The organism is Vulcanisaeta sp. JCM 16159 (assembly GCF_001316265.1).
Classification (GTDB): domain Archaea; phylum Thermoproteota; class Thermoprotei; order Thermoproteales; family Thermocladiaceae; genus Vulcanisaeta.
This window is the reverse complement of record NZ_BBDN01000004.1, coordinates 13,981-37,087: the sequence shown is the minus strand read 5'-3', so window position 1 is coordinate 37,087 and position 23,107 is coordinate 13,981. Positions and strand designations below refer to the sequence as shown.

Annotated in this window: 33 protein-coding genes, 1 tRNA gene and 3 pseudogenes; 4 read left to right on the top strand and 33 right to left on the bottom strand. The window is 48.8% G+C overall.

The genetic code is table 11. From position 1 onward, the window contains the following. Positions 1–3 precede the first annotated feature (3 nt). Entirely contained in the window at positions 4–528 is a 525-nt protein-coding gene (locus JCM16159_RS04445) for a hypothetical protein (protein ID WP_243665880.1), read from the top strand. Positions 529–784: 256 nt separating this feature from the next. On the opposite strand, the gene JCM16159_RS04440 is transcribed toward JCM16159_RS04445, so the two are convergent. Beyond that, positions 785–872: transfer RNA gene (locus tag JCM16159_RS04440), tRNA-Leu, on the bottom strand. 111 nt (positions 873–983) lie between these two features. Between JCM16159_RS04440 and JCM16159_RS14535 the strand changes: the two genes are divergently transcribed. Genes JCM16159_RS14535 through JCM16159_RS04430 form a run of 3 tightly spaced genes read left to right on the top strand, consistent with a single transcriptional unit; the run spans position 984 to position 2,664 of the window. After that, positions 984–1,427, top strand: coding sequence for an ATP-binding cassette domain-containing protein (locus JCM16159_RS14535; protein ID WP_243665879.1), 444 nt, complete (start codon positions 984–986; stop codon positions 1,425–1,427). Continuing rightward, positions 1,424–1,861, top strand: a complete 438-nt coding sequence (locus tag JCM16159_RS14530) for a hypothetical protein (protein ID WP_243665878.1) — start codon at positions 1,424–1,426, stop codon at positions 1,859–1,861. The genes JCM16159_RS14535 and JCM16159_RS14530 overlap by 4 nt, the downstream gene beginning before the upstream one ends. Positions 1,862–1,866: 5 nt before the next feature. Then, positions 1,867–2,664: an ABC transporter permease gene (locus JCM16159_RS04430; protein WP_054857198.1), complete on the top strand. Its 798-nt coding sequence runs from the start codon at positions 1,867–1,869 to the stop codon at positions 2,662–2,664. A gap of 24 nt (positions 2,665–2,688) precedes the next feature. On the opposite strand, the gene JCM16159_RS18565 is transcribed toward JCM16159_RS04430, so the two are convergent. From JCM16159_RS18565 to JCM16159_RS14485, 32 genes and pseudogenes are all read right to left on the bottom strand, one after another. Next, the gene (locus JCM16159_RS18565) at positions 2,689–2,931 is read right to left on the bottom strand and encodes an adenosylcobinamide amidohydrolase (RefSeq protein WP_367834311.1); all 243 of its coding nucleotides are present in this window, start codon (positions 2,929–2,931) and stop codon (positions 2,689–2,691) included. A gap of 139 nt (positions 2,932–3,070) precedes the next feature. Then, complete coding sequence (locus tag JCM16159_RS18560) at positions 3,071–3,442, bottom strand: adenosylcobinamide amidohydrolase (RefSeq protein ID WP_054857089.1); 372 nt, start codon at positions 3,440–3,442, stop codon at positions 3,071–3,073. Between the two features lie 45 nt (positions 3,443–3,487). Next, positions 3,488–4,414: a hypothetical protein gene (locus JCM16159_RS04415; protein WP_054857088.1), complete on the bottom strand. Its 927-nt coding sequence runs from the start codon at positions 4,412–4,414 to the stop codon at positions 3,488–3,490. Then, entirely contained in the window at positions 4,414–7,152 is a 2,739-nt protein-coding gene (locus tag JCM16159_RS04410) for a cobaltochelatase subunit CobN (RefSeq protein ID WP_054857087.1), read from the bottom strand. Before JCM16159_RS04410 ends, JCM16159_RS04415 begins: the two co-directional genes overlap by 1 nt. Next, positions 7,100–8,074, bottom strand: a complete 975-nt coding sequence (locus JCM16159_RS04405) for a cobaltochelatase subunit CobN (RefSeq protein WP_243665877.1) — start codon at positions 8,072–8,074, stop codon at positions 7,100–7,102. Before JCM16159_RS04405 ends, JCM16159_RS04410 begins: the two co-directional genes overlap by 53 nt. A 1-nt stretch (position 8,075) precedes the next feature. Next, positions 8,076–8,375 (bottom strand): hypothetical protein, encoded by a 300-nt coding sequence (locus tag JCM16159_RS14520; protein ID WP_243665876.1) that lies wholly within the window; start codon positions 8,373–8,375, stop codon positions 8,076–8,078. A gap of 14 nt (positions 8,376–8,389) precedes the next feature. Beyond that, entirely contained in the window at positions 8,390–8,725 is a 336-nt protein-coding gene (locus JCM16159_RS14515; protein WP_243665875.1) for a hypothetical protein, read from the bottom strand. Between the two features lie 52 nt (positions 8,726–8,777). Beyond that, entirely contained in the window at positions 8,778–9,311 is a 534-nt protein-coding gene (locus tag JCM16159_RS14510; protein ID WP_243665874.1) for a hypothetical protein, read from the bottom strand. A 182-nt stretch (positions 9,312–9,493) separates the two neighbouring features. Beyond that, a complete protein-coding gene (locus JCM16159_RS14505) occupies positions 9,494–10,018 on the bottom strand; it encodes an ATP-binding protein (protein ID WP_243665873.1) in 525 nt (174 codons plus the stop codon). Beyond that, positions 10,015–10,779 carry an ABC transporter ATP-binding protein gene (locus JCM16159_RS04395; RefSeq protein ID WP_243665872.1) on the bottom strand — a complete coding sequence of 255 codons (765 nt, stop codon included), beginning with the start codon at positions 10,777–10,779 and terminating at the stop codon, positions 10,015–10,017. The genes JCM16159_RS14505 and JCM16159_RS04395 overlap by 4 nt, the downstream gene beginning before the upstream one ends. Continuing rightward, entirely contained in the window at positions 10,766–11,665 is a 900-nt protein-coding gene (locus JCM16159_RS04390; RefSeq protein WP_243665871.1) for an iron ABC transporter permease, read from the bottom strand. Before JCM16159_RS04390 ends, JCM16159_RS04395 begins: the two co-directional genes overlap by 14 nt. Then, positions 11,644–11,814 carry a hypothetical protein gene (locus tag JCM16159_RS14500; protein WP_243665870.1) on the bottom strand — a complete coding sequence of 57 codons (171 nt, stop codon included), beginning with the start codon at positions 11,812–11,814 and terminating at the stop codon, positions 11,644–11,646. Before JCM16159_RS14500 ends, JCM16159_RS04390 begins: the two co-directional genes overlap by 22 nt. Next, positions 11,799–12,917, bottom strand: coding sequence for an ABC transporter substrate-binding protein (locus tag JCM16159_RS04385; RefSeq protein ID WP_054857083.1), 1,119 nt, complete (start codon positions 12,915–12,917; stop codon positions 11,799–11,801). Before JCM16159_RS04385 ends, JCM16159_RS14500 begins: the two co-directional genes overlap by 16 nt. Positions 12,918–13,103: 186 nt before the next feature. Next, positions 13,104–13,361, bottom strand: a complete 258-nt coding sequence (locus tag JCM16159_RS04380) for a hypothetical protein (protein ID WP_243665869.1) — start codon at positions 13,359–13,361, stop codon at positions 13,104–13,106. Further along, a complete protein-coding gene (locus tag JCM16159_RS14495; protein ID WP_243665868.1) occupies positions 13,315–13,452 on the bottom strand; it encodes an aspartyl protease family protein in 138 nt (45 codons plus the stop codon). Before JCM16159_RS14495 ends, JCM16159_RS04380 begins: the two co-directional genes overlap by 47 nt. 54 nt (positions 13,453–13,506) lie before the next feature. Continuing rightward, positions 13,507–14,306: pseudogene (gene cobM, locus JCM16159_RS04375) on the bottom strand (precorrin-4 C(11)-methyltransferase). A gap of 18 nt (positions 14,307–14,324) precedes the next feature. After that, a complete protein-coding gene (locus JCM16159_RS04370) occupies positions 14,325–14,525 on the bottom strand; it encodes a hypothetical protein (RefSeq protein ID WP_054857081.1) in 201 nt (66 codons plus the stop codon). 66 nt (positions 14,526–14,591) lie between these two features. Then, positions 14,592–14,942 carry an SAM-dependent methyltransferase gene (locus tag JCM16159_RS18555; RefSeq protein ID WP_367834278.1) on the bottom strand — a complete coding sequence of 117 codons (351 nt, stop codon included), beginning with the start codon at positions 14,940–14,942 and terminating at the stop codon, positions 14,592–14,594. A gap of 85 nt (positions 14,943–15,027) precedes the next feature. Next, positions 15,028–15,687, bottom strand: coding sequence for a precorrin-6Y C5,15-methyltransferase (decarboxylating) subunit CbiT (cbiT, locus tag JCM16159_RS04360; protein ID WP_054857197.1), 660 nt, complete (start codon positions 15,685–15,687; stop codon positions 15,028–15,030). An 83-nt stretch (positions 15,688–15,770) separates the two neighbouring features. After that, a pseudogene (gene cbiD / locus JCM16159_RS04355) lies at positions 15,771–16,729 on the bottom strand (cobalt-precorrin-5B (C(1))-methyltransferase CbiD). Beyond that, complete coding sequence (locus JCM16159_RS04350) at positions 16,726–17,457, bottom strand: precorrin-3B C(17)-methyltransferase (RefSeq protein WP_054857079.1); 732 nt, start codon at positions 17,455–17,457, stop codon at positions 16,726–16,728. Before JCM16159_RS04350 ends, cbiD begins: the two are co-directional and overlap by 4 nt. Beyond that, a complete protein-coding gene (locus JCM16159_RS04345; RefSeq protein ID WP_054857078.1) occupies positions 17,447–18,277 on the bottom strand; it encodes a precorrin-8X methylmutase in 831 nt (276 codons plus the stop codon). Before JCM16159_RS04345 ends, JCM16159_RS04350 begins: the two co-directional genes overlap by 11 nt. Further along, the gene (locus JCM16159_RS04340) at positions 18,274–18,483 is read right to left on the bottom strand and encodes a hypothetical protein (protein ID WP_054857077.1); all 210 of its coding nucleotides are present in this window, start codon (positions 18,481–18,483) and stop codon (positions 18,274–18,276) included. Before JCM16159_RS04340 ends, JCM16159_RS04345 begins: the two co-directional genes overlap by 4 nt. A gap of 215 nt (positions 18,484–18,698) precedes the next feature. Then, complete coding sequence (locus JCM16159_RS04335; protein ID WP_054857076.1) at positions 18,699–19,199, bottom strand: SAM-dependent methyltransferase; 501 nt, start codon at positions 19,197–19,199, stop codon at positions 18,699–18,701. 33 nt (positions 19,200–19,232) lie between these two features. Further along, positions 19,233–19,433, bottom strand: coding sequence for a cobalamin biosynthesis protein (locus tag JCM16159_RS04330; RefSeq protein ID WP_054857075.1), 201 nt, complete (start codon positions 19,431–19,433; stop codon positions 19,233–19,235). A gap of 28 nt (positions 19,434–19,461) precedes the next feature. Next, positions 19,462–19,875, bottom strand: coding sequence for a hypothetical protein (locus tag JCM16159_RS04325; protein ID WP_054857074.1), 414 nt, complete (start codon positions 19,873–19,875; stop codon positions 19,462–19,464). Positions 19,876–19,902: 27 nt separating this feature from the next. Beyond that, positions 19,903–20,033, bottom strand: a pseudogene (locus JCM16159_RS18550) (cobalt-precorrin 5A hydrolase); the annotation flags it as partial. 251 nt (positions 20,034–20,284) lie between these two features. After that, a complete protein-coding gene (locus JCM16159_RS04315) occupies positions 20,285–21,298 on the bottom strand; it encodes an MFS transporter (protein WP_367834277.1) in 1,014 nt (337 codons plus the stop codon). Continuing rightward, positions 21,298–21,459: a hypothetical protein gene (locus tag JCM16159_RS18545; RefSeq protein ID WP_367834276.1), complete on the bottom strand. Its 162-nt coding sequence runs from the start codon at positions 21,457–21,459 to the stop codon at positions 21,298–21,300. The genes JCM16159_RS04315 and JCM16159_RS18545 overlap by 1 nt, the downstream gene beginning before the upstream one ends. Before the next feature lie 38 nt (positions 21,460–21,497). Next, positions 21,498–22,304 carry an SDR family NAD(P)-dependent oxidoreductase gene (locus tag JCM16159_RS04310; RefSeq protein ID WP_243665865.1) on the bottom strand — a complete coding sequence of 269 codons (807 nt, stop codon included), beginning with the start codon at positions 22,302–22,304 and terminating at the stop codon, positions 21,498–21,500. A gap of 88 nt (positions 22,305–22,392) precedes the next feature. Beyond that, on the bottom strand, positions 22,393–22,881 hold the full coding sequence (locus JCM16159_RS14490) for a hypothetical protein (RefSeq protein ID WP_243665864.1): 489 nt from the start codon (positions 22,879–22,881) through the stop codon (positions 22,393–22,395). Then, positions 22,830–23,081 carry a hypothetical protein gene (locus JCM16159_RS14485; protein ID WP_243665863.1) on the bottom strand — a complete coding sequence of 84 codons (252 nt, stop codon included), beginning with the start codon at positions 23,079–23,081 and terminating at the stop codon, positions 22,830–22,832. Before JCM16159_RS14485 ends, JCM16159_RS14490 begins: the two co-directional genes overlap by 52 nt. Between the last annotated feature and the right edge of the window lie 26 nt (positions 23,082–23,107).

Here is a 23,107-nt window from a genome sequence, read left to right as displayed (position 1 = left end):
TAGATGAACATAGTCCCGTTACTGATAATGGACTTCCTCATAAGCTTCATAGGCAATGCATTACCATTCTTCGGTGAAGCCTATACGGTATATGCATCATTAACGTTACTGAGCATTAGACCACCAATACAGTACACGGTCTTGGTAATAATTATAACGGCATTGGGTGCCTCAATTTCCAAGAACGTATCCTATGCCCTAGGCTACGCATTAAAGAAGACCCTAAGGAAGACCAGCGCCGTGAAATTAATAATGCTCTTAGCCGACAAGTCGCCACTATGGATATTGCTAATAATATTAGCCGCATTGCCTGGATTACCCCTTGATGACTACCTATACATAGGTACTGGGGCTGCATCGATAAACCCACTTATGCTTAACACATATGTATTCATTGGTAAGTTAATAAAGAGCTCCGTAGAAATACCAATAGAAATCATACTCTTCTCATCACTGTATAAATTACTAAAACCAGGCATAGGTTTGCCTATTTTCCAAATTACCATGGCAGTAATATTCACGCATTAGCCTTCATAATATTTAAGATAGATTGGGTGAGAATATACATGAGACTCCAGAATAGGATTGATCTATTACCAAAAATAAACGATTAATGCTATTAATGAAATACGTAGATAAGAGCAGCAATCCAACCACATTAGTATTCCAAGTAACTTGATCTATTATCGCCATTTCTGACCGACATACTTAGTATACATGTTCCTGGCATATAATATTAACTTTAAGTAGTCAACCTCACGGCACTTTAAACCTCATCAATTACTGGTGCGGGGGGTGGGATTTGAACCCACGCAGGCCTTCGCCAACGGGACCTCAACCCGTCCCCTTTGACCTGGCTCGGGCACCCCCGCCGATTATCATCTTGCGGTTTTGGCTTTAAGTGTTTTTCTGTGGTTTTTCTTCATCATGGTGTTTTGTTATGGGGAGAAAGTGTTATTAATGTTGTTTTCGATAACGGCTTCGTGTCTGTGGTTCTTTACGACCACGTTACTAAGAGGTTTGGGCGTATTGTGGCCGTTGAGGATGTTTACCTCGAGATTCCCGAGGGTAGGATTGTGGCGCTCGTGGGTCCTAATGGTGCTGGTAAGACGACAATGCTCAGGCTTGCGGCTGGCATACTTGTTCCTGATGGTGGTAGGGTCCTTGTTTATGGTTATGATGCAATGAGCGTCAGGGCTAAGAGGAGGGTTGGGTTTATGACGCCCATGGACCGCGGTGTTTACTGGAGATTGACGGCGATGGATAACCTGGTCTTCTTCGGTACATTATACGGCCTATCGCTCAGGGAGGCTAGGGAAAGGGCTAAGGAATTACTCGAGGAATTGGGACTTGGTGGAAGGGCTAATGATTGGGTTGCCACGTATAGCACGGGCATGATGAGGAGCTCGAGATCGCCAGGGCGTTGATGCATGATCCGGATGTGCTGCTGCTTGATGAGCCGACGAGCGGCATAGACATTGATGCGAAGCACAGCATACTCAATTTCATTAGGGGTCTTAGGGGTAGGAAGACCGTAATCCTCGCATCCCACGATCCTCAGGAGATCGAGTTAGCCGATATGGTCGTGTATGTAAATAGGAGGATCCTAAATGAGGCGCCCGCTCTTAAGATTGTTAAGGTACTTGTTAAGGGCCCCGTGGATGGGCTCAGCGGGTTTAATGTGGAGAGTATTGGTGGTGATGAGTACGTCATAATAACAACAATTGATAGATTTAATGAGTTGATGAGTAAGTTAGCCATGTATGATGGTGGGGTTAGGGTCATGGACATAGATGTTGAAGTTGCGGTGGCTGAGGGTAATGCCAGGAGAATGGAGAGGATTATGAGGAGGGAGGGGTGATCGTGATGGGCGTCATCGATAGGCTGTACGGCTTTGTCGTGATTAGGGGTTGGAAGATGTGGGTTTCGTATAAGACCCAGGTTGTGCTTACAATGATTAACTGGGTCATCCCAGTATTCATATACTTCTTCATTGGCGTTACCCTAGGGTTTGGGAGGTTAAGTGCAGTTAGAGACTACACGGCGTTCATGGTCATAGGCACGGCATTCCAGGGATACTTCTCTGCATCAGTGACGACGCTGGCCGGTCGTATTAGGAATGAGGAGTTGATCGGGACCCTGGAATACCTAATGGCAGCGCCGCTGAGGCCCATGGCGCTGATGATGTATAACACCGTGTGGGGATTAGTGATAAACTCGATAAGCGCGGTCACGGTCCTATTGATTGGTCTCGGTCTCGGAATATCATATAAAGTAAATGCGCTCGCCACAATCACATTCCTAATACTTTACCTGGCATCAATAATCGGCCTAAACTTAATCGCTGGTGCCGTTGTACTAATCGTTAAGCAGGGCAATCCCATAGCCCTATTCACCTCGGTTGCCTCAAACCTATTGGGTGGTGTTGTGTTTCCCACCTCGGTACTGCCAACATGGCTTAAGTACATAAGTTATTCACTATCCCTGACCTGGGCGTTATCGGGGCTTAGAGGCGCCATGCTCAGTGGCTACGGCATACCACAACTACTTAACTACCTATGGCCATTGGTTATCCTAGCCCTGGCATACATAGTGATTGGCATTGCCCTATCTAATTACGCCTTCACGAGAATACTCAGGGAGGGCTCAGTCCACATGTACTAATTAGTTTAGTAATAATGATAAGACCTACTGGATAGTCTTGGGCCCAGCATTGGCCCTATGCCTGGTCACAGCCTCCTTAACAGATTCGTAAACTACTCTCCCAATTAGCTCGCCGGCCTTGGAGTGACCGCCGGTGTACGTTATGCATATCCCATTGCCGGAGACTACGATTACATTATCCGTGCCCGTACCCGTGGCTATTAAACCCGATGAATAACTGCTCTCCACGCCTAAGTCCTGAAGCGCCGCGCACTTGGCCTCGGTTATCGTAATTAGGGCCTACCATGGCAGCCTCAGTTAATGAGGCGTTAGTTATCAATATAATATTTATCGTACCCACCCTCTCAAACACGCCATTAACCTCGTACGTAGATGCCCTGTCTATGCCCGTCCTCAATGCATTCGTCTAAACACCCGCGGTGGTAAATGCCGTCACCCACACATCCCTATACTCATCACTTACCACCGCCAAGTCATTCATGTCAACGCCTGTGCTTAGGCATGCATAGTCATGAGGGGGTACCCCAAGTTGGGCCATTAACGTGCCCAGGTACTTCTCACGGAAGCCCTGGCTATGTAGTGCGCACCATAGGTCTGGCGGCGCGTAGTTATTGCATACAAAACGTACATTAACCATGCCATGCATCGTACTAAGCACTCGCCTCCTCTGTGCCAGGTCTATGAGGAGTGTCTTAACGTTAATACCGCCATAGCTTTGATAGTATATTCGAGCAGCTGCACCATCGCGGGACCAGACCTCGCGAAACACGATGTTCATTACGTAGTAGGATGCAAATCCTATTAATAAGCATTGCTACCCGAGTTAAATGAGGTAGAGAATCCCCAGAATTAGTAATGCCAGGAAAGCCCTAGTTAGTATGGAGATGAGCATTATGGTAACGCCATCTTTAGGCCCGTAAATACCGAGGTAGTAGGGCGCGTTGTGCCTAATTCCTCGTATTAATGAAGAGGCCACGTAGCCAATCAGCATCCACTTAATTACTAAAATGCCATTGAGCCCCTCGTTAATGAGCGTGCCCGCAGCTGCGAAGGCCACGTTATCGCTAATTACATAAGCCACCATTAAGCTTACTGCGTATGGACTTAGGGTACCGAACATGCGCGATAGGTAATCACTGAGGTAGTTATTGAGTCCGAAAAGCTCGATAACCGTGAACGTAATACTCGTTATTGACGTAACCAGTACTATCCTTACAATTAATTTCAAGGCCCTTCTTAAATTAAGTGAACTACTCACGGCATGTTCTGTAAATTCGGCAGTATCGCCCCAGCCTCTACCCTCACTTGAACTTCTTCTCCCGAGGGTTACGAATATGGCCATTTGCATTAAGCCAATGGTAATGAGGATTAGGAGGTATAGTAAACCGTAGACCCCCATGGTACTCAGCAGCACCGGCATGAGGGTCCTTAAATGCGAGAGTAGGGCTGGGAAGGAATTAATGAGCGATGCTATGTATAGTTCTCTATGCGTCAATTTACCGTCTTTATACATGGCTATGAGCATTGAGGATGCGGTTAATGGGCTAACGAGAGAAACCACGAAGGGTAAGGAGCAATAGCCGGGTAACCCAGACAACGCTGTTATCCACCGCCCCAGCCTGCCTATGGGCCTTATTACCGCTTCTCTACTCATTACGTAGTACATCGTAAGGATACCCAATACTATGCCCAGCGTGGTGAACGCTAGGTAGTGAAGCTCGTAAATAACTAAGTTAGTTATCTGCCCCATTAACCAACTCCCTCCAGCGCATTTTCTAACTCGGTGTATATCTCCCTTAATTTACGTATGATGTCCTCTGAGGCATGCCATAAGCCCCTTTCATGCGCCTCATATAGTCTCTTAATGATTTGTTCTAATGCGTAGGGATTAACTTCGGTAAACCACCTCCTCATCTCCTCATTAAGCACGTACGTCTCCGCAATCCTGTCCCAAACCCAGTCATCCACGGCATTCATAGTCGCGGCAACCCCGAGAACATACTCAACGCGCTTCGAAATGTTCTGGGCACCCATGTAACCGTGCTTTCTCATGCCTTCGATCCACTTAGGATTGAGTAATCTAGTCCTCACGTAGAACCCAACGGCATCCTTCGCGGTCATCATCCTAGGCCTGTCCTGCGTTAGGTCCGTGTATAGGATAAGGGGCTTCCTGCCTGAGTATACCTCAACGGCCTTTGATAGGCCGCCCAGGTATGCGTAGTAATCATCTATGTCGATTATTGAGTAGTCAACACTCGACTGGACCTGGCTTGTAATGTCCACCTTGCTGAGCAATGCCTTGAATAAGTCCTTAAGCTCGCTTGAGTTTATCCCACGCATGTCTCCATCATAGCCATAGCCCATGTACATGGCATAAACACTAGCGATGTCCATATCCGTCCTCCACCTCGACGTCTCTATCAAGTGATTAACCTTATTCCCATAGTCACCGGGCCTCTCACTGAACGTCCTTATTAAGGAAGTCTCACCATACCTACTCCTCAATTCAAGGTAGTGCTTACGAACGTAATTCATATCTAACGGTTCATCCAACTCGGCAACGAGCTTGACGGCCTTATTAATCAATGATATTAAGTGCGGGAACATGTCCCTAAACACCCCACTCATCGTAACAACAACATCTATCCTAGGCCTACTGAGGTCCTTAAGCGGTATTACCTCAAGTCTTGGGTCCCAACTACCCGGCCTATGAATAAGCTTAACGCCGAGGTACCGCAGCATCTGCCCAATAGTGACACCCCTCGTCCTTGACTCCTGGCCACCCCAAACGACGACACCCACGGTCTCGGGGTACCTACCATACTGCTCCAAGTACTTCCTAATACTATCCTCCGCGATCCTAGTCCCCAACTCCAATGCCGAATCACTGGGTATCTTAAGTGGGTCCAGCGCGTAGAAGTTCCTCCCCGCAGGTAAGACATCGGGGTCCATTACGTAATCACCACCAACGCCAGCTGGTACGTACTCCCCATTCAAAGCCCTAATTACGTTCTCAAGCTCAAGTTTAGGCGATAACCTTAATCTCTCCGCTATATCACGTGCGTAATTCAGCACGGTCTCGGCATCATCTCTCTTAATCCCGTATTCCTCAGCCACCTTAATTGCCGAGTCAATGCCGTTTGCGATTAACGCCCTGACAATCCCTTTAACCCCCTCGTCTATTAACCTTAGGATATTCACGTACTTACCTGGGTGCTCGAGTAAAATGTCATAGTCATACCCCATTGCCTCAGCCATAAGCCTATGCAGCGACTTAACGACACCCCTATCACGCCTTAACGCCAGCGTTAAGTAATCAACGATCTCATCATCACTTAATTCCATGCCGAGTACCCTCAACCCATACGGCATTGCCGAGTGTTCCATCCTCATAAGCTCGTCGTAAAGCTCATCGAGGTCCTTAACCTCTAGCCCATACTTACCTGCAATGTCCTCTATGGTCTTGAGCACAGCGCTTGCCCTAAGCGAATCAACAACGCTTGCCTCCCTGTACTCATCGATTAAATCACGCAACCTCTTGAGATCATCACTGAGGCCTGCCTCAGTCATCCTGGGTGAGAGGTGGCTAATCAACACGGCGTATGACCTCCTCTTAGCAATTGTACCTTCACCGACGACGACCACGTGGTAGATATAGATGTTCGGTAAATTGCCGAGGAGCACATCCGGAGGGCAATTGGAGGACAGGCCGACCTGCTTACCTGGGAGGAACTCAAGCGTGCCGTGAGTCCCCACGTGAATAACAGCATCGGCGCGCCAAACCTCCTCAAGCCACCTATAAAGTGCGACATATTGATGGTGTGGGTATAATTCCGAGTCATGGTAAATCTTGTTAGGGTCCTCATGCCAGCCCCTACTTGGTTGCAATACGATAATCGCATTGCCTAGATCAAGCACGGACAGCGCAAGGTATCCGTTTTTAACCATTATATTGCCAGGAGGCTCACCCCACTGCTTAATGACTTTATCCCTAAGCTCCGGCCTTAACTTATTAAATAAATCCATATACGTCATTTGATCAACCAACACGTAGTCGGTGCCGGCCGACCACCTACCGGAGTTTGGGTTCCTCACGAAGAACTCCTTAATAACCTCAGCGGTAATGGCCTTAACACCATAGCCCTCCTCCCTCAACCTCCTTAACAGTACTTCGACTGACTTAAGCGTGTCGAGGGACGCGGCCTTACCGATATTCTCCTCACCGGGTGGGTAATTATACATCACAATGGCAATCCTCTTACTCGCGTTAGGCTTCTGCCTAAGGGCCAACCACTTATCAACCCTATTGAGGACCCTATCAACCCTATCCTGAATTACCTCCATAGCCTTCACGCCATTTTTATCAACGAGGCCCGCTATTGGTATGGGCTCTATGGCGCCGTCGACCTCGGGCATGGCCACGGCATATATGACCTCAATTGGGCTGAGCCCCGTTGTCCCTAATCCACGCATCAATGTCCCTACCATACATGACCACAGGGTTCATGACGGGGACATTAAACTTAGGCAGTACGTCGGCATCCTCACGGTTCCTAACCAACCTAAACCATTGTAGGTCGAGTATAGCCCCAACACTCACATCGCTAAGCAGTTCCTTTAGACCCCTCAATGTGTAGCCGTAATTGGAGAGGAGAGGGACTGCGTCGGCCCTACTCCTCACTATGTGGGTAATTATCTTCTTAGCCTTATCGTACGACTGTCCCGAGTAAGCCAGCAATACTATGAACGGTGCCTTTAACCTCCTACGCATCATGAATTCATTAATTCCGTGGTACACGTTGCCCTTATCATCCTCAATCCAGTAATCCCCTAACTCGATGGGCGGCCTCGGCGCTGGCGCTTCAATATTGCAGTACTCCCTGAGTACTAACCGTACCATATTAATTATATTCTCCCTACGCCAATTCCTCCAGTAATCAATTAATAACGCCCAATTCTCAAGGTGATGCGATACAGGGTCGGTAAGGGATTTAGATATTTCATGAAGCATGCGGGAGAACGTCTTCGGATCGAAATAATTCGCAGATTCGGAGGAGTTATTGCGCGTGGATAACGTGCCTGCCAACAATTCTCCCAACTCGTAATTATGAACTCTCGTAAGCATTATAGTTTCTAGGCCCGTACTTAATGTAAAAATAATGGATGTTCCACGCAGCCAATCCCTTAGGTAATTTAGTAATTCTGGGTAGTCTCCCATTAGGCTTAGTAGGGCGGTGTCCGGCCTCTTCACTGTGCTTAATTGCCTAGAGACCTCGTTGACCTCATAACTCTCCAGATATATGGTTTCGAATTCCACATCATTAATGCCTCCCAATGCCTCGTTTAATGCCTCGTAGAACCCCTCGGTAAGTAAGGATCTTGTGATTAGTAGTATGCGGCATTTAGGCATGTTACTCACCAACCCTAACAACGTCAATTGCGTACCTGCTTAGTATGTCCATGTGGCCTATTGATGGGTCATAGATCAACTGCGGCCTTGTATCGTAGACGACGACCCTAGCCAACCTACTCAACTCGCCCATGAACCTCTCAACCTCCTCCCCAACATCGCCCGTGAGAGGCACGTTTGCCTTACCATCAGTTATTAAGTAAGCCCAATAATCACCCTTTAGCTTAAGGTTTAATCTCTTGATTAAATTAACTGCATAGGCCAGTGCCGCGGGCATTGGTGTTGCCCCACCGCTCAGCAACTCATCTAAGGTGTCTAGGACTTGCCAATAATTCCTCGTGGCTCTATTACCACGTCAACGCCACGGCCCCTGAAGCTTATTAGCCCCACATAGCTCCTCCTCACGTAGGACTCCTCGGTTATCCTTCTCACGAGCCCCTTCGCAACCTCAATCCTCCTCATGAAATTCATACTACCGCTGGCGTCAAGTATTATGAGCGAGACCCTAGGGGTCCTAGACCTCCTAACCCTGACCACTAGGTCTTCCAAACCAACCCTAATGGGTAGGCCTGAGCCCCTGAGCGATGCGTAAACGATAGATGCGGTGAGGTCTATGTCTCTTAAATCCCCATCCCTCGGCGGTAGGTACATGTACGGGATACCGTGGGGCTGACCAACAACCCTCCTGAGGGAGGACCTCGACCTAAGGCCGCGGTCCCCCAGTACGTATCAGCCCCCTCCTAAACTCCACAGGAATATCCACGCCGGATACTCCATACCTCCTGGTATCACCATCAGCATTAGCCTCATCACCTACACTACTCCCGCCATTAAGTCCACCCTGCTCATTACCCTCACCACCTCGCACTGCACTGCCCTGTTGGTTATGCATTGAATTAGGCATTTGCCGCCTACCCTGGGCATTACCTTCGTTGGGCATTGGCTGTGGGGGTATCGGCATCCTGGGCCTCTCGAAGGGCCTAGCCTTAAGCCTATGGGGTAGTGCCAGCTCCATGGCCTTCTGCAAGTCCTCCATCGTCACCCTAGCCCTACCATCCAAGGCAGCCAACGCCTTCGCAGTCCTGGTGGTGACTATCTCCGCGCGGCTTGTCCTAATGCCCAGCTTAACCACGGTCTCGGCCAAGAGCTTAAGTAGGTCCTCCGGCACCTCAACATCCCTAACCAACTCCTTAGCCCTCTTGATCCCCTCCCTAATCCTCTCAATCTCGGCTCCCACCTCCTGTAGAATCCCTCTGGTCCCTATTGAACTCCTCAACCCTCCTAACAATCTCAGCCCTAACCCCTGGGTCCTGAGGAGCCTCCACATCCACCATTAGGCCGAACCTATCGAGGAGCTGCGGCCTAAGCTCACCCTCCTCCGGTTCATGGAGGCTATTAGTATGAACTTGGCGGGGTGCCTTACGGACACGCCCTCCCTCTCCACGATATTCCAGCCGTAGGCGCCGCGTCTAGGATTACATCAACTATGTAGTCATCGAGTAGGTTAACCTCATCGATGTATAGAATATTCCTATTCGCCTCAGCAAGGAGACCTGGCTGTAATGCCCTCACGCCCTCCGTTATGGCCCTCTTAATGTCCAGTGTACCGATGAGCCTATCAACGGTTATCGAGAGTGGCAGGTCAACAACCCTCATCTTCCTAACAGCCATCGGCAACTTCTCGCCACGCTGGTACCTTGCATAGCACGAATCGCACATGAGCTGCGGGTCGTGTGGGTCACAGTTAAATGGGCAGTCGGCCACGACCTCGATCTCAGGCAATACATCCGCGAAGGACCTAACAAGCGTCGTCTTCCCAGTACCCTTATCACCCCTGAGCAGGACACCACCGATTGATGGGTTCACGGCCACGGCTAGGAGGGCCAACTTAGCCTTCTCCATACCGACAATGGCTGGGAATGGGAAAACGACACGGCGGCTCATACGATCACCACAGGCCTCCCATTGTGCTCGATCACCGTGGTTTTAACGCCATACACCTCCTCAATAATACTCGGGCTAATATCGCCTGGGCTTAGTTCAGCGACTATCCTACCCTCGCGCATTACGTAAATTCTATCTGCATACTTAAGGGCTAGGTTTATGTCATGCATCGTTGCCAACACCGCAATTCCGTCTTCACGTGCAATCCTAATCAAGGTCTCCATGACCGCCACCTGGTGCTTTAGGTCCAGGTTGCTCGTAGGCTCGTCAAGGAGCATTAGGACTCCTCCCTGCGCAATTGCCCTAGCGATATGGACGAGCTGCGCCTCACCGCCGCTCAATCTAGTGACCAATTTATTAGCTAGGTACTCAATGCCGAGCCTCCTCATGGCATTGAGGGCCGTGTCAATATCCAGCTTACTCGGCCTAAAACCCATGTGCGGTAACCTACCCAGCAAAACCGTGTCAAAAACCCTAACTGGGTATGCGACTGCGTGATTCTGCGGCACGTAGGAGACGAGCCTAGCAATCTCACGCCTTCCCATCCTTAACGCATCCTCACCATTAACCCTAATGGAGCCGCCGAAAACCCTCGCCATGCCTAGGATACATTTAATCAGTGTGGATTTGCCAGCACCGTTAGGCCCCATTAGCACCACCAACTCCCCATTACCAACGTTAATGTTGACGTCCTTAATCACTGGCCTATCATAGCCGCATTCGAGGCCCCTAACCTCGAGTACAGCCTTACTCATAACCATACCTAGCCCCCCTCGATATTATTATTGCAAGTAGGTATGGGGCGCCAATCATTGAGAGCACAACACCTATGGGTATCACGTATAGCGGTATTAAGGTCTTTGAAACCACGTCAGCGAGCACCGTGATGTCGGCGCCCATCAACGCCGATGCCGGTATCAAGTACCTATTGTCACTGCCCACTAAGACCCTCGCTATATTCGGTATCACCAAGTCGACAAAGCCCACTAGACCAACGAAGCTTATCGTGACCGCAGCCTGGAATGCCGCCACAAGCATTGCAGCCAGTCTCGTATTCCTAACATTAATTCCGAGGCTATGGGCAACATCATCGCCAAGGTTAAGCGCATTTAATCTCCAAGATATCAAGATGTAGTATGGTATTGCAAGTAGGGATAGGGCCATGTATGGTATGTAGTTGAGGGTCACGTTGGTTACGCTACCCAACATCCACATGACGATGGCGTGGCTCACATCAGGATTGCCAGAGAAGTACTGGATGAGCGAGGTCCCCGTGCTAAACACGAACATCACTGCCACACCCGCCAGTATTATCGTGACTGGCGACGCACCCTTAATGAAGGATAGGAAGTAAACGAGCAATGCCGCGAGTGAGGCCGCTATGAATGCACCAATGATCACTAAGTACGGCTCTGTTATCACGGGCAGGTAGTACTTAATAACATAACCGGCGCCTAGGAGTATGGCTATGGCAGCTCCAAAGCCCGCTGCGGCGGAGACGCCGAGCGTGTAGGTCGACGCCAGCGGATTTCTCAGTATGCCCTGTAGCACGGCGCCTGCTGACGCAAGTGATGCGCCGAGTATTAACGATGCCAGGGCCTCTGGGAGCCTTATCTGCCAAATCACTAGGTATGCGTCGTGTGGCACATGGAATATTGGTCCATGCCATCAATGACGGCCTTTAAGACAGTCACTGGCCCAATTCCATAGGCTCCAACCATGATGTCCAGGACGAATAACGGGAGGAGTGCCAAGCCACTAACCGCCATTAATCCCCACCTCATCCACTGCACCACCAGACACCACCTGGTTCGGCGGTTCTTAGGAATTCCTCAAAGTACTGATCGAGGTACTGCGTGGCGTTAACGCCACTGAAGGCGCTCGGATATACCTGGCTCGCTATGTATAGCGAGACTATCACCTGCGGAGGCCCCTCGGTTAGGTAGCCGGGTATGATGATGACTCTGTTGTACCTAACGGCTTTTGTCGCATTGAGTATTGGGTTGTTCTTAATGGTCTCGATTATTGATTCACAGTAGGCCGTGGCATTTGGTGAGTGAGGGTTTAAATTCCACGTAACCACGATAATGACGTCTGGGTTACACTGAAGCACTGCGCCGGGCTCAACCTGCATAGACTTGTTAAAGCAGGGCTGTAGGCCGGCATTCACGGCAGCCCAATACGGATCTCCAGAGGGACCTGATGTGAACCATAGGCTATACTCGTAATCAAAGATTACGTAAGCCTTATACCCAGTGGAGACCTTGCTCAAGCCCTCGTCCAATACGTGACGCACATTATTGATGAAGTTTATGAGCTTCACGGCATTGCCAGTGCGGTTCGTGATTAGGCCGAGGAAGTATATGAATGATGTTAAGTTGTCCTGAGATCCATAACCAATCACTGGAATTCCAAATGGAGCAAGCTTACTCCTCGCTGTCTGGACACCGTAACTCCACTCTATCACTAAGCCAGGCTTTAAATTTACCATCTCCTCATAATTCCACGACCACATCCCCTGACTCACAGTCGGTAACGCCGTTAGATTTCCAAAAAGCCAAGGGAGCTCTGCGGCGTAGCCCTCAATCCCAACTATCGTGTTCGCAGCCCCTATGTCAATCAGTACCTGCATGGCAACCGTATTATCAGCCACAATCCTCTTAACGGGTATACCTATGGTCACGTTAGATCCATAGTTCTCGACAATAACGGAAGTACCATTATAACTAACAATTTCAAAATTAGGCGATGAATAATGAGCGTAAGAGAGGGTTCTAACCACGGACTTATGCAACCCCCACTCATACAGTATTATCGTTATTACTAGGGCTATTGCTATCACTATTATCGTGATTAACGCAGAAGTGACCTTACCATTTTTCAACCTACTGCTCGACATTACGTGGTAGGATAAGCATCCTATTTAAAAGTTTTTCCACTCACGAAATCACATCGATTATTACGATAAATTCACCTTTTCAATTAACACGGTCATTTACGGTAGTTGAGACCAGGGTTTTAATTGCATGGGCACTACTAGGTATTTATGGATTGAGTGGGTAATCAATGTTCAAAATAGTTTGATTTATGTTGGAATTATTAGGCCTACCTTCTGTAATGCCTCTGTTACTGGGTCAATTATGAAGCCTAGGGCCTCAAGGGCCCTAACGCCTATTAACACGTCGACCGGCGAGTCATCGATTATCTCTACAATCACGTAACCCTCCTCACCATACAGTCTTAACCTGGCGTACGATACGTCGAGCTCCACGATCCTGTTATCCACAATTCTCCACTTAGTCCTGCCAATTACCTGAAGCCCCCAGGTTCTTAGCGATCTCACGCCTAATTAATACATCCCCATTAAAGCCAGTGTCCACGATAGCCCTGAACTTAACTCCGTTTATCTCAGCTTCCGCGAATGCTATACCCACATTCTTATTCACTGAAGCCAATGTATTAAGCTTTTCATGCTCTAACTAATCGTTTTACTCAACATCTGTACTGCCGATCTTAGGCTTCGGCCTAAAGCTGTGGGTGTGCCTTGGGTCGTAGACGCTCGATCTTAATGGCAGGTCTAGGATGGAGGGGTCCGCGGCCTTACCCACTATTATCACGGAGTCCTTGGTTATCCTAGCCCTCTTGACTTTCTCGGCAATGTCGGCCAGCGTGCCCTGATTATTAATTGGTCGGGCCACGTCGCCTTGTAAACCACCGTAACCGGCATATCATCGGGTACGCCGGCCTCCCTTAACTCCTTAACAACCTTATCGATTAGGTGGACACCTGTGTATATGGCCATTGTGGCGCCTATGAGTAACGCCTTAGCGAAGTCCTTTATCGAGCCCTGCATCGGCACCCTGGCCGATGCCCTGGTTATGATAACCGTCTGGGCCATCTTGGGTAGGGTTAACTCAATACCTAGGACTGCAGCTGCGGCCAACGCTGCCGTTACTCCAGGCACCACCTCATACGGTATGCCGGCCTCTCTAAGGGCGACGACCTCTTCAAGCAGCGCGCCATATATACTTGCATCGCCTGACTTAAGCCTAACCACTAACTTGCCCTCCCTAGCCCTACTAATCATTATATTCGCGATCTCCTCAAGTGTCATTGATGCGCTATTATGAATCTCCGCATTTGGCTTAGCCCACCTCAGTACTTCCGGGTTTACCAGGGAGCCCGCATAGATTATTACATCGGCCTGTTGGAGGTACTTCATGCCCTTCACAGTAATTAGTTCAGGGTCGCCGGGCCCTGCGCCCACGAAGATTACCTTCCCAACCATCGATGTAGGATGTAAATCCTATTTATAAATTCTTCTAGCAATGATAAGCGAGAAATAGTCTCTGGGTAACTCACCACTTGATTCCTTAATTATTAACTCGCCATCCATGTAGCACCTCCTGGCGTAGGTCACGGAATACCCATGATCCCTAAGTAATGCAGCGATGCTGCTCATGTCAGTGCTGCCCTTAAGTACTATTATCGTGTCGGCGAAGTCCATGGCCCTCGTTAACCTCTCGGTATCATCACCACAAGTATGACTATAGACTCACCACCTATGGCCAGGTTAACACCAGCCTTGGCGGCGCAGGCCGTTATTGAGGAGACCCCGGGAATGATTATGTTCATAGTCACAATTAATGAATGGCTTAACCCGGTAGAAGGTGCTATATAGTGATGGGTCTCCAAGAACCACAAACGCCGCACTACCGTACCTACGTAATCCATCGCATATCACCCTCGCATTAGCCATTAAAGTCTCGGCACTTGGTTCCTTAACCATAGGAAACCCCAAGAAGACTATCTGGGCGTCGGGACTCACGTACCTACTAACTATTGTATACGCCAAGCTCCTATTGCTACCGGTGGAATGGGGTATGAAAACCAGCTTGACCTGACGGAGGACCTCGGCACCCATAACCGTGATTAACCCTGGATCGCCCGGCCCCAGCCCAATGACGTATAGCTAGGTACCCCATTGCCGCCTTTTTCATGCGTCATGATCACCACCGTTTAATGGCGTCCTTGATACTTGCCATTAAATGCATTGGCCGACATCTGCCTCTTTCACCGACTATTATGAATATTGGGTTTCTCGAGAGCATCACAGTGCCTAGGCTTGTTTTAAAGCCCTTGGCTATCACGACTTCAGTAACCTCCACATTTACGAAGCCCAACTCAGCCATGGTAGTTAAAGTGAGTGATACATTCTCTAGGGTTATTGCGTCAATCACTAAATGGCCGCCCACGGCTAATTTACTACATGTACCAGCGATTATGTCCCTCAACCTACCGCCACTACCACCTATGAATGCTGCATCAACCTCATTGGGTACTTTATCCAGGGCCTCTGGTGCCTCGCCATGTATCACAATGACCCTATCACCCACGCCAAACCTCATGGCATTCCTGCGGGTCAACTCAACTGCTCTTTCATCCCTATCAATGGCATATACGAGGCCCCTCCTGGCTATTAGGGCGGCCTCCACAGTAACTGAGCCAGTCCCTGAACCGATATCCAGAACCCTCGAGTCCTCCCTCAGCCTAAGCTTAGAAATCACCAACGCCCTAACCTCCTCCTTAGTCATTGGTATGCCCTCAACACGCTCGAACAACTCATCAGGTATTCCGGGAGTTATGTAGGGCCAGGCAGGGCTAGTCATGGCTATTAGCCTCGCGAGTACTTCCCCATCCTCACTGAATATCACGACCTCAAGAGAGGCACTGCCAAGTCTCCTTAACCTGCTCAACGCCCTCTCGGTATTACCCTCATAACCCTACCCGCCGCATCACCGAGGTAATGCAACGCCTCACCAACAGTCTTTGAGGCCGCGATACTCCGTAATAATTCTCCATTAATCTCCGCCATTACTGCTGCCCAGGTAATCGCCTCAATACGCGCATCTCCAATTGAACTGTGCGTATTCATTAAGCCGGCCGCCAACTTAACAGCCTTGCCGGGCAGTAACGCAATGACTATTCTATGGAAGCCTAGCCCAATGGCCTCTTTAACAGAGATGCCTATTAGGTCGCCTACTTTAACCACGGGCATCTCGTAAATCGCCTTAGCGTAACTAACAGCCCTATTCCCTGAGGCAATCACTACACCATCGTACTTACCCCTTAATGCCGTTAATTGAGCCTTAATATGCTGAATGAAGGCTCATTGCTGACCGGCCATTCGATCCCAGTCGTCCCAAGTATGGATATACCGCCGACTATACCGACGTCCTCATTCATCGTTGCCTTGGCCAACTCCTCGCCATTGGGTACCTCTATTATGACCTCAACACCGGCATTAACGACTTCCCTAACGGCACTTTCAATCATGAGCTTAGCCGTGGGGCTAATGGCCGGTTCACCCATGGGGATACTTAAACCTGGTCTCACGACCTTACCCACGCCATGTCCGCCTCTGATTTTTATTACCTGTTCATTTATTGAACAGACGCAGGCCCTAATCACCGCGTTATTTAGGCTGTCAGGGTTATCACCGGCGATTTTACGCACATCGGCGCATACATAATTGTCAATCGTAAAGACCCTATCAATGAAGACCTCAAGCCTAAGGCCAACAGGCGTTGGTATTGTGACGCTGCTGGGCGTAACACCCCTAATTAATGCAATAGTTGCTGCCTTAGCCGCAGCTGCGGCCGCGGCCCCCGTGGTTATGCCGAAGCGTTTGAAGTAATCAATTACGCTCATAACCTATAACCCCTTGGCGTTATCATGAACCCCCTATAAACGTAGGTTCTTGAATTACCTATTATCAATGTAGTATTCATATTAATTACTTCCAAGTACCTCATCCAATTACTTAGGTTTGTTATTATCACAAGTTCACCATTTCTATAGGCATTCCTAACTATACCCACTGGCGTTGAGGCGTTTCTAAACATGGATATTAAATTCATGGCTTTGATAAGTACGTCCTTATTTATTGGGTTGTACAGTGCTATCACGAAGTCACCACTTGCCGCCGCCCTAATCCTCATCATGATCTCCTCATCACTAACCAATAGGTTGCTCAGGTTTACGACCGCGAAGTCCATGTTAAGGGGCGCGCCCAACCTGGTGGCCGCCGCGAAGGCCGCGGTGACTCCAGGTATTATGGTAGGCCTCAGGTCAAGTTCCTCCTTACTTATTAATTCAAGGACAAGGCTTGCCAATCCATAGATCTGAGGGTCGCCACCGCTCACCAGTGAGACTACGTGGCCGTTAAGTGCCTTCTCAATGGCAAGCTTAGCCCTCATGACCTCCTCATGCATCCTCGACTTAACCACTTCCTTACCATTGACTAAGTCGCTGATTAAGTCTATGTACGTGTTATACCCAATAACGACATCGCTATCCCTAATGGCCTCGATCGCGGCTACCGTCCTTAACCCAGGGCTTCCGGGTCCAACACCAACTATGTAGAGTTTACCTGCCATGCCCCTCCCTTACAATGTTTAGTAATTCATTGAATACGGCCACAGCCACGTTACTACCTCCATACGTACCCCTCACGACCACGCTAGGTATCCCCATCCTGATTAACTCCTCCTTTGCGTCCACAGCATTGGTGAAGCCCGGCGGCGTCGCGATTACCATGGGGATCTCCAAGCCCTCCCTAATCATCTTAATCACCTCGATGAGGGCCGTGGGTGAATTACCGATAATTGGAATTGCGGGCTTGAACCTGCTCAACCCCATCCTCATTGATGCTGCGGCCCTCGTGATGCCGAGTTCCATCGCTAACTTCGTGGCATCCGCATCGTCTATTAGGGTCACGGTGTTACCCCACCTCACGCCAACTGCCACCATCTTAACATCAGCAATCACCGTGGCGTTACCATTAATTAATTCACTAAATACATTAAATACCTCGGGATCCACATGCATGTACTTAATAAGGGCGGGATTACCGGTGGCAAACACGGCCTTGGCCACAAGCCTAATAATTGATTCATTGTTAGTACCAAGCTCTCTACGGACCAACTCAACCACCTTATCGAGACTATTTCTTTCAATCTCCTCGGGATCCATGATGTACCTACCCACGTTCACGGATGTGTTCAGGGCGTTGACTATCCTCATAAGCAACGCCTCCTTAACAAGCGCCGAGTCAATTAGCGGCCTTGTAACGTAAACCTCAAACTCGTAATCGCTCCACGATGCCCTAACCCACCTATTAAATTCCTGAACACCCAGGGACCCCATTATGTCCCTAATCACGTGATTACCAGGGCCTAGAAACGCTAGGGCAATCACAACGCGCTTGGTACCAGAGCAAGAAGCTCCTTTAGTGAATCTCTCCAGTTAGGGCTTGAATACTCATTATGGGCAATACTAACATGAACTATTAAACCCAAGCCACCCAACCTGCCCTTAATGTAACGTTCCAAATCATTAAACCAATCTAGGAATTCGGATCTACGGGACCCATGGGTTATTACGAGTACCGATGTAGGATTCATATCCTACTTAAAAAAAACGGACATACATCCTATTTAAAAGAATTACTAACCACGACCACATGGTGGTACTATCATCATTGTTAAATCACTAAATTCATTACTTAAGTTTATGATGCTTGAGGCCTTGGTCCTCATAATTCTTTGGTCGTTATACGTGGCTCTTTCAATTATTATGACCTCAGGGTCACAACCCAAATCCAGAAGCGTCTTGGCGATTAGCGTGGTCCATGTGGGTATGGAGGTGGTAATACAACGATATACCTCCTCAGTACCTTTAATACTGTTTTAAGCTCCTCCAGCCTATCATCTAAAGACCCCCTCACATGCAGGGATATAAATACGGAGGAGTCCAAGTCAATACCTAGTAATCCCAATACCGCATTTACCGAGGAGACGCCTGGTATTACCTCGTAATTAACCCCGTACTCTCTGCATAGCTGCGTTATCTTGGATATTAATTGTGATTCCGATACCGAGGGATCCCCATGTATTAGCAGTGCCGCATCACCATTGACGGCGCTGGTCATTAGTTCCTTAAGGCCCTCCGCCTCATTCCTATAACTAAACCTAATGATCCTCTTACCAACGAGATATTCACTGAACCTATCAAGCACACTACCCCAACCAGCCACCACATTGACTGAGCGTAGTACGTTAAGGCCCTTAACGGTTATTAACCCTGGATCGCCAGGACCCACACCGATTATGTACAGCATTTAAGGCGTGACTTAATGCCCAGCTTATAAGCGTTAGACCCTCGCCACGGCCACCGTGACTCTCCCAACAACGATCTTCCTAAGTAACAGTGATGTTCCTCCCGCGGCTAATGCCGCAAGCTCAGCAACACCCCTAATGCCTAGCCTTCTTAACTCATCATTTGGCGGCGTGGCGCATCCATAATCGATTCTCCGCAATTCATCAACATCTATTAACCTAAAGGGTAAGCCCAATGCTTGGCTGCTTCGCCGACCCTTGACTTTATCGAGACAACGGCCAAGACCCTATTGGCTTCAATGCCGAGCCTATCCAACGCAGCCTTATGGCCTTAGTTACCTCATCAACACCAGCCTCATTCATAAGCCCAACCCCAATGATCACCTTATACGGCATGCACCGCAGCACCTTGATACCCCTTAATGATTGTTGAGGATCACCCACGACCATGGCGTATTCACACTCCGTATTAAGCCCAACCATGTAGTTACCCTTGACCCTACTTGGTAATTTATCTATGCCGACGATACATACTGGTTTACCACTGAGGAGCGCCGAGTAGAAGCTTGGTAATTCCTCGGTATTGATAATGTCACAATGAAGAAGCCTAGCTAGTTCCTCAATGCCCGTAATGCCCATGTACTCGGCTGCCGTGGTTATCACGGCCTCAGCCCCCATTAACTCAGCGATTGCTTTAGCGGCCTCGTTAGCACCCCAATGGCGCCCAATATAGGTATTACGTACCTACCCCCATCATCAATGGCAACTACGGCTGGATCCACAACCTTAGACTTAGCGTATTTACAAATTAACCTGACGGCACCGCTCAAAGCCATCACGAGGACTATGACGTCAAAACAGCCCCAGTACCTGCTTAAATCACCGTCATACTTAATCACCACCGTCGGTACACCAACACTCCTCAACAACTTAAATAGCCTATTGGCGGTATCAGTACCGGCATTGCTAGCATAAACAATAAGCACACCTCTCCATAACCTCTCCAGAGCCGACACGATGTAGGATAATAATCCTATTTATAAGTACTACAAATACACATACACACCCAAAATTAATAAACAATACCTTACTCACCATCATAACGCCTAAAGAACACGTAGTAGAGTATTGGGTCGAGCAACGCTATGGTGCCTCCCAGCACCATCGATAGCGAGAATTCCGCATAATCCATGAGCAACCCAGCTATAGTACTGCCCAGGCCATACGGGACCCTACGTGCGAGTCCAGTTATTGATAATCCCCGTGCCCTCTCGCTCTCATCGATTAATTCCATCGATAGTGATTGGCGTAGGGGTATGGTTATCATGTAAAGGGCTACCCTAATTACGTAGAGTACGGCGTCAATAATGAATATCGGTATGAATGCCATTACGATGAATAGGGATACCGAGAGAGACCTGAGTAGTGATATGGCCCTTACACGGCCCATTAGGCCCTCGACCCTCCTAGCCAACAACGTGAGGACTATCGACACTACGTAAGACGCCGTATATACCTCGTTAATCTCAACTTCACTTACGTGAAGAAATAACCTGAACCATAACGGCAGTAGTGGGGTCACCATGCCAAGACCAAGACTCCCCAGCGATCCTGCAATGGCGATTCTCGTTATTGGCCTTGAGGACCTCCTGGGAAGGACCTCATTGATACCTAAATACTTAATTCGAGGCTTATCCCTCCTGACAAGGGCGAGCAATGCCGTTGATATAACGCTCAATGCGAGGGATAATCTAAAGAGGGTCAAGTCGCCAAGGCCCACACTCAGTATTGTGTAGGATATTAGGGAGCCCATTAACGATGAGAACAGCGCTATTGACGTGGTAAGGCTAAAGACCCTAGTCCTCTCCATGGACTCCGTATTGTCCGCAAGTAATGATGTCTGCAACGGAGCCACAGGCCCGCCACCGGCGCCCCCTCCGCCGGCACTTCCCGTGGTTGTACCGAGCACTGACGTTATGAAAAGTAGGGCCTTATTATTCGTCACACTGAAGATTGCCATGGAAATCATGAATAAGCTCGACATTATGATGAGGGCATCCCTCCTACCTATTAAGTCACCGAGAAACCCAGAAATAAGCACTAGGGTTGCTGAGGATATTGATGCAACGAGGAAGTAGAGACCAATGAGCGCTGCGAGAATCCAATGGACTTCAGATACAGTGGTATTACAAATGTTAAGTAACCAAAGGCCAGGCTCCTAATGGCCCTAGACGCAATTAGCAATGCGATATCCCTACGCATTCATCATCACCTTACAGGATCACTTATTAAAGGGGTGCTTAGTCACATGCCGTGCACTCACCACCATCGATTACGACCGTATGTCCAGTTATGAAAGATGAATCATCACTAAGTAGAAAGACTACGGCCCTAGCCACCTCCTCAGGCTTACCAAGCCTGCCCATGGGTATGTAACTAATCAATTTCCTAACCTCATCACTACCTAACCAATTGACCCAGCCGGTCTCGATACTACCGAGTACTACGGCATTCACTCTGATTCTGGGTGCCAGTGAGAGGGCCATGGACTTAGTGAGGGCTATTATACCTGACTTAGCGATTAGGTAGGGTATTCCCGTGGTATCGCCGGTCCTCGCGGTTATTGAGGCCACATTGACTATGGAACCGCCATCCCCCATCAACTCAATGCCAAATTTACTGCATAGGAATGTGCCCTTCAAATCAACGTTAATTACCTCCTCAAAATCGTTCCAGGTCAATTCATGGAATCCCCTATTCCAGATGGTTGCGGAGCCATGGCCCGCATTGTTGACTATTCCATGCAGTGCTCCGTAATCCCTCCTAATTAATTCAAACATCGACCTGACCTCATCCTCCCTGGATACGTCAGCCCTAACTATGGCTGCATCAAGGCCGTTCTTTCTTAGTTCGAGCATTAATTCCTCGGCCTCCCTGGCTGAGGACTTATAGTTTATTATTACCCTGGCCCCCTCCTCGGCGACTGCCCTGGCTATGGCCCTACCAATGCCCCTGGAAGCCCCCGTAACCAGTATTACCCTATCCCTGAGCTTACCCATTAATGACTTATTGACTACCTGCGGTAAAAGCATTCCCCTCTTTCTCACTTTTCCTGATACCTTCCGAATCTCTCCTCTATTGTTCTCCTTATTTCATTCAATTTGTCAAGAACACCCTCACGCCTCGCCCTATCGATTAAGTAATTCCAATCCACACCACCCATTGAGTAGCCAGAACCGCCGCAGCCCTCTCACAATCTGCGTCTGAAGACCAGTAAACACAGGCGTTTAGGCTCATAACCACATTATCCTCAGGTGACTCGACATAAACATGCCCATCACCCACCCTCAACACCTTAACCCTACCCACGTAGGTCACCCCAACCACGTCCAAGGCCAAAACCCCGAAGTAGTCACTAACCCACACCCTACCCTCCCTCCTTGCGTTTATACGGCCCAACTCATCATAAAGAATGCCCATGGCCCTCTCCGAATCCCTGGAATCAATAATTACATCGACATGCCCAGTCCTGTAAATATCGCCACTATATAATTCAGCGGCAAAGCCACAAACAATAACGACTCTACCCACGCCCTCAGACTCAAGCCTATTATTAACCCTGGCCAAGAAGCTCAGCAATGTGCTTCCCTGCCCCTCATCACCCTGATAGCCATTAATGTACAATCATCATTGACGCAATTAATAAGGTAGCGAGTGAATAATGACCAGTTATTAATGATTAAATACTCATTGGTAATACGCACATCACCCCTCCTCATTATGGCGCGTGATAGGTCTATGATCAATTCAAGCCTATCCTTAGCCCGATCAGGCGGTAACCTACGTATGCCCCTCCTGCTGAATATTGACCTAACGCTACGCATTACGGCATCATTATAATGGTTGGGTG

Bases quoted from the DNA above. Each gene is read 5' to 3' on its own strand.
- JCM16159_RS18545 (WP_367834276.1), bottom strand. From the start codon at position 21,459: ATGCGTAGGGATATCGCATTGCTAATTGCGTCTAGGGCCATTAGGAGC.
- JCM16159_RS04385 (WP_054857083.1), bottom strand. From the start codon at position 12,917: ATGTCGAGCAGTAGGTTGAAAAATGGTAAGGTCACTTCTGCGTTAATC.
- JCM16159_RS14485 (WP_243665863.1), bottom strand. From the start codon at position 23,081: ATGCGTAGCGTTAGGTCAATATTCAGCAGGAGGGGCATACGTAGGTTA.
- JCM16159_RS04395 (WP_243665872.1), bottom strand. From the start codon at position 10,779: ATGGTTATGAGTAAGGCTGTACTCGAGGTTAGGGGCCTCGAATGCGGC.
- JCM16159_RS14505 (WP_243665873.1), bottom strand. From the start codon at position 10,018: ATGAGCCGCCGTGTCGTTTTCCCATTCCCAGCCATTGTCGGTATGGAG.
- cbiT (WP_054857197.1), bottom strand. From the start codon at position 15,687: ATGACTAGCCCTGCCTGGCCCTACATAACTCCCGGAATACCTGATGAG.
- JCM16159_RS04340 (WP_054857077.1), bottom strand. From the start codon at position 18,483: ATGAATCCTACATCGGTACTCGTAATAACCCATGGGTCCCGTAGATCC.
- JCM16159_RS04350 (WP_054857079.1), bottom strand. From the start codon at position 17,457: ATGGCAGGTAAACTCTACATAGTTGGTGTTGGACCCGGAAGCCCTGGG.
- JCM16159_RS04415 (WP_054857088.1), bottom strand. From the start codon at position 4,414: ATGGGGCAGATAACTAACTTAGTTATTTACGAGCTTCACTACCTAGCG.
- JCM16159_RS04445 (WP_243665880.1), top strand. From the start codon at position 4: ATGAACATAGTCCCGTTACTGATAATGGACTTCCTCATAAGCTTCATA.
- JCM16159_RS04325 (WP_054857074.1), bottom strand. From the start codon at position 19,875: ATGGGGGCTGAGGCCGTGATAACCACGGCAGCCGAGTACATGGGCATT.
- JCM16159_RS18560 (WP_054857089.1), bottom strand. From the start codon at position 3,442: ATGAACATCGTGTTTCGCGAGGTCTGGTCCCGCGATGGTGCAGCTGCT.
- JCM16159_RS18555 (WP_367834278.1), bottom strand. From the start codon at position 14,942: ATGGGTGCCGAGGTCCTCCGTCAGGTCAAGCTGGTTTTCATACCCCAT.
- JCM16159_RS14515 (WP_243665875.1), bottom strand. From the start codon at position 8,725: ATGTACCTACCGCCGAGGGATGGGGATTTAAGAGACATAGACCTCACC.
- JCM16159_RS04410 (WP_054857087.1), bottom strand. From the start codon at position 7,152: ATGGTAGGGACATTGATGCGTGGATTAGGGACAACGGGGCTCAGCCCA.
- JCM16159_RS04335 (WP_054857076.1), bottom strand. From the start codon at position 19,199: ATGCTGTACATAATCGGTGTGGGTCCTGGCGATCCAGGGTTAATAACC.
- JCM16159_RS04370 (WP_054857081.1), bottom strand. From the start codon at position 14,525: ATGGACTTCGCCGACACGATAATAGTACTTAAGGGCAGCACTGACATG.
- JCM16159_RS04430 (WP_054857198.1), top strand. From the start codon at position 1,867: ATGGGCGTCATCGATAGGCTGTACGGCTTTGTCGTGATTAGGGGTTGG.
- JCM16159_RS04405 (WP_243665877.1), bottom strand. From the start codon at position 8,074: ATGCCTAAATGCCGCATACTACTAATCACAAGATCCTTACTTACCGAG.